The following is an 8,190-nucleotide window of genomic DNA, read 5'->3' on the forward strand; positions in this document are numbered from 1 at the left end:
GTGCAGAGTAATACTTATCCAATACATTAAAATATACAACAATGCTAATATTTATCAGTGTTTAGGAGGTTTATGAAAAAAGTTAAACTTTTTCTTTAAAGGGTATTGACACAACACAGTACATTCCCGGGTTCAAATCAGCACTAACCAGGGAGTGAGTTATTTCTTTCCCTTCCACAAATAAGGTTGTTGAATGTCCTCCTTTTGCTGTTTCTTCACCGATATTCTTTATCACATAACTTATTCGGCTGTTTTCCATATCACATTTGATTTCGTCGATTATGAGGTCTGGTAGTTTTTCTTCAGTGTACCATGTTACTTCCAAACAATTATTTTCTTCATTTTTTTCTTCTATATTTTTATCTGAGTCAGCACAAACTTTTATGGTATCCTTAGGTGATGTTGGAGTATAGGAGTACTTAAATTCTCTGCTCAGCTCTTCCCCTGCTTTTATATATACTTTGACATAGTCTTTTATGATAAATTTCTCATTGATGTACAGTGCATTATAAAAATAGGATTCTGTTCCTATGCTTCCTTGATTCTTCACCTTGTAATGTATTGTCCCTCCTGTTTTGAGTCTTGTGATTTCGGTAATTAGAAGGTCAGCCTTTTTGCAGGAACATTGGAAAGTAACATTTGCAACTTGATTTGAAACAACATTTACCAGCTTATACAAAGGGGTAAAGGTGCAATTTTCCTTTGATGGCACAACCCTATAATTATCAGGCGCCAGCATGAGTCCCGTGGAGTATGTATTTGTTTCATTGCTATACCCGCTTATTACAAGTTTTTCACTGGAATTGTATATTTCAATTTTAACATCTTTGCATTCTGTATCTACTTTTATTCCGCCTGGCGAGATAGTCTTTGTCAGACAGTTATTGCCTTCATTGTTTTCATTAATACTCTGGCTGGTATCTGCACAGACCTTTAATGTATGTGTACCTTGCGGAGGTTGATATGAGTAGCTACTGAAGGATTTCTCAATTTCCTCGTTAGGGTTCAATATCTTGGTGATTGTATCCTGAGAGATAGATTTGTCATTCAGATAAAGGCTGTTTTTAAAGGAAATCGCTGTTTTAGGAGTTGTCGGCGCATCTCCAATGTTCTTAATCTTGTAGTGGATTACTCCACCTTTATTCCATAAGTCGGTAATTACAAGGTCTGGATATTTTTTTGTATAAAGAATTTTAGCTTCTGCCCAGCCAGCCCAATCCTGTGCCGAGTTTTTCCCGCCTGCACTTACGTAGAGGATGAAGTTTCCATTTTTTCCTTGATACTTTGAAAGATCAATCGTTTCTGTTTCAACTTTCCCTGTGTAGCTCTTATATTTTTCAAAGATATTTATTGGCTGCCCGGGGTAATTAAAAAGAACTCTGTAAATCACTCCGTCTGTTCCTGTTGCTCCCTTCAAGAATCCTATCTTTAATGAAAGTTTTGCACCAGTTGGAACTGTTAAATTCGGATAAGTTCCCATTATATAACCATTTGCCTTCCATTCAGGATGAGTTTCAAGAATCTTTGCATATTTTATGTTATCCTCCATATAGCTATTTGTTTGCCATAAGGCAAATCCCTTGCTGTCAGAGTTAGAACCGGGAAATTGAAGATAACCTGCCCCACTTTGCCATACTGCCTTATCTGCATTCTGAACAAAATCATAGAAAGTGCTGAGGGAAATATTCTCTTCTTTTCCTGAAATAGTAAAAACACCAGCCGAAGCAGAAATTATAAGCGATACAATAACGAAAGGGACGATAAATCTTTTAATTCTTTTCATTTTGCACCCCCTATTAATTTTTAAAAAATGATAATGTAAAATTGAGCTTAGGTCTCAGAGTGAGAAGACAGCACAAGTAAGAAAAAGGATAATTTCATTTTAGATAAATTGCTAGCTCGTATGTATAGATTGCTGTATTTTATAAATGGTTTAGATCTGTAGCAACACCGTAAAAAACATTCACACTTCCCAAAAAACGAAACCAATAGAATTATTACCAATACCATCAAAATCATTAGCGATACTACTAAAAATTTTTTCATTTCTTCTTTCCCGATGAATAATTCTCCCTTATTCAGGAATTAAATACATTTTAGCCTTTTTTGTATATTTGTCAAGCTGGTTTTATAAAATTGTCATCATTTGATTCGACACAAAATATCTGTGATAAAATAACTAAATACCCAATTTTACAGTTTTTTCTAAATATGCAATGATATTATTAATGCTAAATTCTCCTGCCAGGGAAATAATAGAGGAAGACAAGAATTAAGCATTGAAATTTATTCAATATGTTGCCGTCTTTAACTTGTAGAAAATCCTGTTATAATTATGGGTAGTAAAATTTAAGGAGGCGTAATGTTGGATCTGGAAATTGCACAAAATGCAAAAATGAAAGATATAAAAGAAGTTGCAAAAGATATTGAGCTCAATGATAACGAGATAAGCTTGTACGGAAAGTATATCGCCAAAGTAGACCTTGTTGCTTATAAGAATAGGGCGAAAAGAGCAGATGGAAAATTAATCTTTGTTACTGCCATAACTCCCACACCGGCAGGAGAGGGAAAAACTACTACGACGATAGGCTTAGCGGATGCATTGAACGATTTAGGTCAAAAGGCAATGGCGGTGATTAGAGAGCCTTCATTGGGCCCTGTATTTGGTGTAAAAGGAGGAGCAGCTGGAGGAGGTTACGCACAAGTTGTGCCAATGGAAGAAATAAACTTGCAGTTTACCGGGGATATTCCTGCAGTAGATGCTGCTCATAATCTTCTTGCTGCGATGATAGACAATCATATTTATCGTGGGAATAAATTAGGAATTGATATAAAACATATTACCTGGGGAAGAACGATGGATGTGAACGACAGGGCTCTCCGCAATGTACTAATAGGCTTAGGTAGCGTATCCAATAATTATCCACGTGAGACAAGATTTGATATTACAGCTGCATCTGAAATTATGGCAATTCTCTGCCTTGCACAGGGTTTAGATGATCTAAAACAGCGTATTTCCCGCATTATTATAGGATTTACTGAAAAGAATGAGCCAATTACTGCAAAAGATTTAAATGTAGTAGGCGCTATGGCTATTGTATTGCGCAACGCAATTAAGCCTAATCTTGTGCAGACCATTGAAAATCATCCTGTATTTGTTCATGGAGGGCCGTTTGCAAATATTGCACATGGTGCAAGCTCACTTACTTCTATAAAGCTCGCATTAAAATTATCTGATTATGTAGTTACCGAGGGTGGTTTCGCATCTGATCTTGGAGGAGAAAAGTTTATGGATATTGTTAGTAGGGCTGGCGGGGTTAATCCTTCTGTTGTCGTGATTGTTGCAACGATCAGGGCATTAAAGATGCATGGTGGATTAAGTAAAAAAGAATTAAAAGAGGAGAATACCGAGGCTTTACAAAAAGGGCTTCTCAACCTTTCAAAACACATCGAAAATATGCAATTGTTTGGGTTGCCTGTGGTTGTTGCATTAAATAAATTTGATACAGACATAGACAGGGAAATAAAAATTGTTGAGGGATTTGTTAAAGCTAACGGCGTTCGATTTGCTGTTTCAAATGTCTGGGAAAGTGGTGGCAAAGGAGGGAAAAACCTTGCTAAAGAAGTGCTGGATGCTATTAGAAACGATGAAAATCATTTTCATTTTCTTTATGAACTAAACGCATCCATTAAAGAGAAAATTAGCTCAATTGCCTGTAATATGTATGGAGCAAGGAATATTATATATACAAAAGAAGCAGAAAGCGCATTAAACCTTATTAATGAACTTAATTACAGTGACTTGCCAGTGTGTATAGCAAAAACTCAATTGTCGCTGTCGGATAATTCAAAATTAAAAGGAAGGCCAGAAGGATTTGATGTGACAATTCGAGATGTAAGGCTTTCTTCAGGCGCAGGATTTATTGTGCCTATGGCAGGTAATATAATGACAATGCCGGGACTTCCTAGAATTCCAGCCGCGGAAAGTATGGATATCACAGAGGAAGGGGAGATAACGGGTTTATTCTAATGTACCTCGAAGAGATCAGAATATATGGTTTTAAAACTTTTAAGGACAATGTAAGAATTGTTCTCTCTCCAAAGGTTACTTGTATTGTAGGGCCGAATGGTTCAGGTAAAAGTAACATTGTTGATGCAGTGCGATGGGCATTAGGCGAACAGCGCCTTTCTTTGTTGAGAGCAAAAGAAGCACCTGATCTTATATTTTCTGGGTCTGCTTTTAAAAAGCAGCTCAGTGTAGCTTCAGTTAAACTTATTTTTAATAATGAAGATCATTTGCTTTCTGTCAAAACTCCGAGGGTTGTCATAGAAAGGCGATTGTATAGGTCAAAGGAATCACATTATTTTGTAAATGATGAGGAAATGCGTCTACAAGATGTCATGGGATTGTTCTATTCTGCAAAAATATATGGTCATATGTATGCAATTGTAGGTCAAGGTAAGGTCGAGGCTCTGCTACTTGAGAGGCCAGAACAGAAAAAAACCTTGATTGATCAAGTCGCAGGGGTAGAGATTTTTAAAAAGAGAAAAAGAGAAGCTTTACGCGAGCTTGATAAAGCCGAAGAAAATCTTTTGAGAGTGAAGGATCGTTTTCACGAGTTAAAAAAGACGGCAACACGTATTTCTGCTGAAGCAAAGAAAGCACATTTGTATTATACGGTGAAAGATAGGTTAAAACGTCTTGAAGATACTATGCTGAACAGTGAAATTCAACAGGTTGAACAAGAGGTTGCTCATCTTAAATCTGGTATCGAAGAGCTTAGTAGCGGACTAGAGCATCTTGCCAACAGTTTAGCTGATAAAAAAGTGGAAGAAACAGAAATTTTAAAAAAAGAAGAGGATGTTAGAAATGGTAAAAATAGATTACGGGACGAGAAAGAAAAAATTCTTATCGAGGAGACAAAACTCCTTGAAAAAGAGAAATATCTAAAAGAAAAAAAAGATAGTTTTGTGGCAAAAAAAGAAAGCTTTATGCAAAAAATAAAAGAGAAAGAGCACAAAACGGCTTCTCTTAACGAAGATGTGAAAAATTTATGTAATAAAAAAGATAATTTTGTAGAGACAATAAAAAAAGAAAAAGAAGAAATCCAATGTATAGAGAAAAAGATATCCGAAATGAAAACTTCTATGATGCCGCTCATTGAAAAAGCCCAAGAAAATGTAAAAAAACTTGAATTTATGAGAGAAGAGAGAGTCAAGAATGAAAAATTGCTTTCCGTCATTGAGTTTGATATTAGCCATATAAAAGAAGAAATTAATGAGTTGGAGATCAATACGCTGGACGTGGAAAAACTTGAAGAGTTGGATACAGTGGCTATTAGAGATAGGGTAGAAAAGATATATCTAACAAAAAAAGAATTAGAGATGAAAAGAAAAAGACTGGAAGAACAGATTCTTCTACTTAATTATGAAATAAAATTAGATGCGAAATTTATTAATGAAAAAGACACTACAAGAAAGAGACATTATGAAGAGGGTACACTGGGGAATTTGCTAAACTTAAAGGAAAGTGTGCCGGGTATAGAGGAAGAGTTAAATATAAAAATTCTTCCTTCGGTTGAAGAATTAAACAAAAAAGAAAAAGGGAAATTTTTTATAGAAGATGACCTGATTGACATAAAAGAAAAAGAAGTGGATGGGGTAAGGCCGTTGTCTTTCATTATTCATAAAGGTAGAGGTTTTTTGAATGGCATATATGCTGTGGAAAATTTGGCGGTTGGAAGAGCATTTTTTAAAAAATATTATGATAAGCTTTTTATTAAAAAAATTATTTCCAAAGATGGATTTGTATTGTATTCTCCGTATGAAGTGTGGTGCAAGAACGACCTCGTAGTACAGGAAAAAATAAAAGAACTTGATAAAAAAAAGAAACAAAATAGTTTTTTAAAAGAGAAACTGCAACAAAATGGTTTAGAAATCTCACGGGCTAATGACTTAATCTTTTCACTTCAGAAAGAGCTTGACAGAGGAAACGAAATAAATGCAAGGAGAAATGAGTTAGTTGAGGCAGAAAAAAGGATATCTGTTTTAACTAAAAAACTTAAAGAAAAGGAAAAGGAAAAAGAATCTACAAAGGCAAAAATTAGCTTCTTTTTAAGTGAAACAAAAAAGGAAAACAAGAGCGCAATCTTAGCAGAGAAGGAACAGAGTATGCGTCTCTTACAAGAAAGTCTTCAGAAAAAGGTACTGAAAGCAACTGAGAACAAATATAGACTTGAGAAAATCTCAGACGAAGTCGCGAGGATTAATGGGCAAATCAAATTTTACACCGGGGAGATAGATAAATTAAAAGAAGAGAAGGATAAATTTTTGGAAGAGTTTGGGAATATCGAAAATGAACTACATGGATTAGAAGGTGATCTACACGACATTTCTCTCAAAATAAAGAAATTAGAAAACGAGAGCAGTGTGTTGGACGAGAGAGAAAATAAAGTTGTCCGGGAAAGGAAAAAAATTGTTGAAGAAGTTCTTCGATTAAATGGACAAAAGGAAGAATTGCTTAGAAAAATGGAAAAACGGCGTATTGCTGTGGCAGAGAAAAATATTCGCATGGAGAACCTAAAAAGCAGTATGGAAGAAAAAGAGATTGAGAGAAGGGAAATTGGATATGAAGTGAACAAGGATAGATTAAAAGGAGAAATAAAAGAGCTGAAAGAAAAAATGGGATCACTTGGTGCAATCGATTTCACAAGTGTAGAGGAAGAAGATAAAGTTGTAGAAGAATTAAAGGAGAAGGAAGCTGTTTATAAAGATGTATCAAGCTCAAAGAGGAAAATTGAAAAGTTTATAAAAGAAATGGACGAAAGAATAAAAGAAGAATTTGAAAATACATTAAACCGGGTGGAAGAGCTTTTCTCTAAATTTTTTAAGAGAATGTTCCAGGGAGGTGAAGCAAGTATAGAGAGGTTTTATGATGATAACAGTGATGTGAAGGGCATTGAGCTGAATGTAAGGCTTCCTGGACGCAAAAAACAGTCGCTTCCGCTTCTTTCTGGTGGCGAAAAATCTTTGACTGCTCTTGCATTTCTTTTCGCCATTTTCAATGTAAAGCCAGCACCTTTTTATATCCTGGATGAGGTGGATGCAGCACTTGACGAAGATAACATAGAACGATTTGGAAAACTGCTGGGGGAGGAAGCAGACCTTACCCAGTTTGTTGTGATTACACATAACAAGGAAACAATGCAGAAGGCAGATATTCTGTACGGCATTACGATGGAGGATGATGGTATATCCAAAGTAGTTTCTTTAAAGATTGTTTGATTTTTTTGAACTTTTTTAACTACCGTCAAACGTGCATTGACAATATATATACCTGATGGTAAAATATATCAAAAATAGGAGGTTTAATATGGGAAAAATTGTTTTAGCTCCCGGGAAATTAAAAGGCCTTATAAAGCTCGCTGATAGCGAAGGAAAATTCAGGATGCTTGCGATTGACCAGCGAGGATCTTTACAGAGTATGCTTGCTAAGGCAGCCGGCAAAAATAAAGAAAAAATAGGGTACAATGATATGGCTCTTACCAAACGGCTTGTAACTGAATATCTTTCTCCGTATTTTAGTGCCACACTTATGGACCCACAGTTCGGTGTTCCTGAATCTTTAAAATATCTTGATAGGAATTCAGCTTTACTTATTGCGCGAGAGAAAAGTGGTACTGAATATACTGGATACAAGAACAACGAGAAAAAGACTGTTTTACTTGACGAATGGAATATTGAAAAGATTAAGCGTGCTGGAGCAGACGCCGCAAAACTTCTTTTATACTACAGAACTGACAATACGGAAGAAGTGAAAGGGTATCAGGAGAATATCGTAAAAAAAGTAGGTGAGGAGTGTAAAAAGTATGATTTACCTTTCGTGCTTGAGCCCGTAGGATATGCGTTTAAGGACGATGAACCTTCTACAGATTCTCCAGCATTTGCCTCTAAAAAACCGGAAATTGTATTAAACATTGCTAGAGAGTTTTCAAAGGAAGAATATGGAGTGGACATTCTCAAACTTGAATTTCCTGTCAACTTGAAATTTGTCGAAGAATTTCACAATGGCTATTTTGACGGAAAGCAACGAAAGGCAGTGTATACTCTTAAAGACACAGAAGATGCCTGTTATGAAATTACTAAAGTATCTCGTGTTCCCTGGGTTATTCTTAGCGCAGGAGTGGGTAT

The 8,190-nt window shown here is 35.7% G+C and carries 4 protein-coding genes; 3 read left to right on the plus strand and 1 reads right to left on the minus strand.

Features of this window, described 5'->3' with window-relative positions:
• Positions 1-82 precede the first annotated feature (82 nt).
• The gene (locus U9Q18_04285) at positions 83-1,783 is read right to left on the minus strand and encodes a CARDB domain-containing protein (GenBank protein ID MEA3313575.1); all 1,701 of its coding nucleotides are present in this window, start codon (positions 1,781-1,783) and stop codon (positions 83-85) included.
• 579 nt (positions 1,784-2,362) lie between these two features.
• Between U9Q18_04285 and U9Q18_04290 the strand changes: the two genes are divergently transcribed.
• From U9Q18_04290 to U9Q18_04300, 3 genes are all read left to right on the plus strand, one after another.
• Positions 2,363-4,030 carry a formate--tetrahydrofolate ligase gene (locus U9Q18_04290; protein MEA3313576.1) on the plus strand — a complete coding sequence of 556 codons (1,668 nt, stop codon included), beginning with the start codon at positions 2,363-2,365 and terminating at the stop codon, positions 4,028-4,030.
• The gene (locus U9Q18_04295) at positions 4,030-7,284 is read left to right on the plus strand and encodes an AAA family ATPase (protein ID MEA3313577.1); all 3,255 of its coding nucleotides are present in this window, start codon (positions 4,030-4,032) and stop codon (positions 7,282-7,284) included. Before U9Q18_04290 ends, U9Q18_04295 begins: the two co-directional genes overlap by 1 nt.
• An 88-nt stretch (positions 7,285-7,372) precedes the next feature.
• Positions 7,373-8,190, plus strand: an 818-nt coding sequence (locus U9Q18_04300; GenBank protein MEA3313578.1) for a tagatose 1,6-diphosphate aldolase, incomplete at its 3' end; no start/stop codon positions are given.

This window comes from Caldisericota bacterium, from assembly GCA_034717215.1.
Taxonomy (GTDB): Bacteria; Caldisericota; Caldisericia; order Caldisericales; family Caldisericaceae; genus UBA646.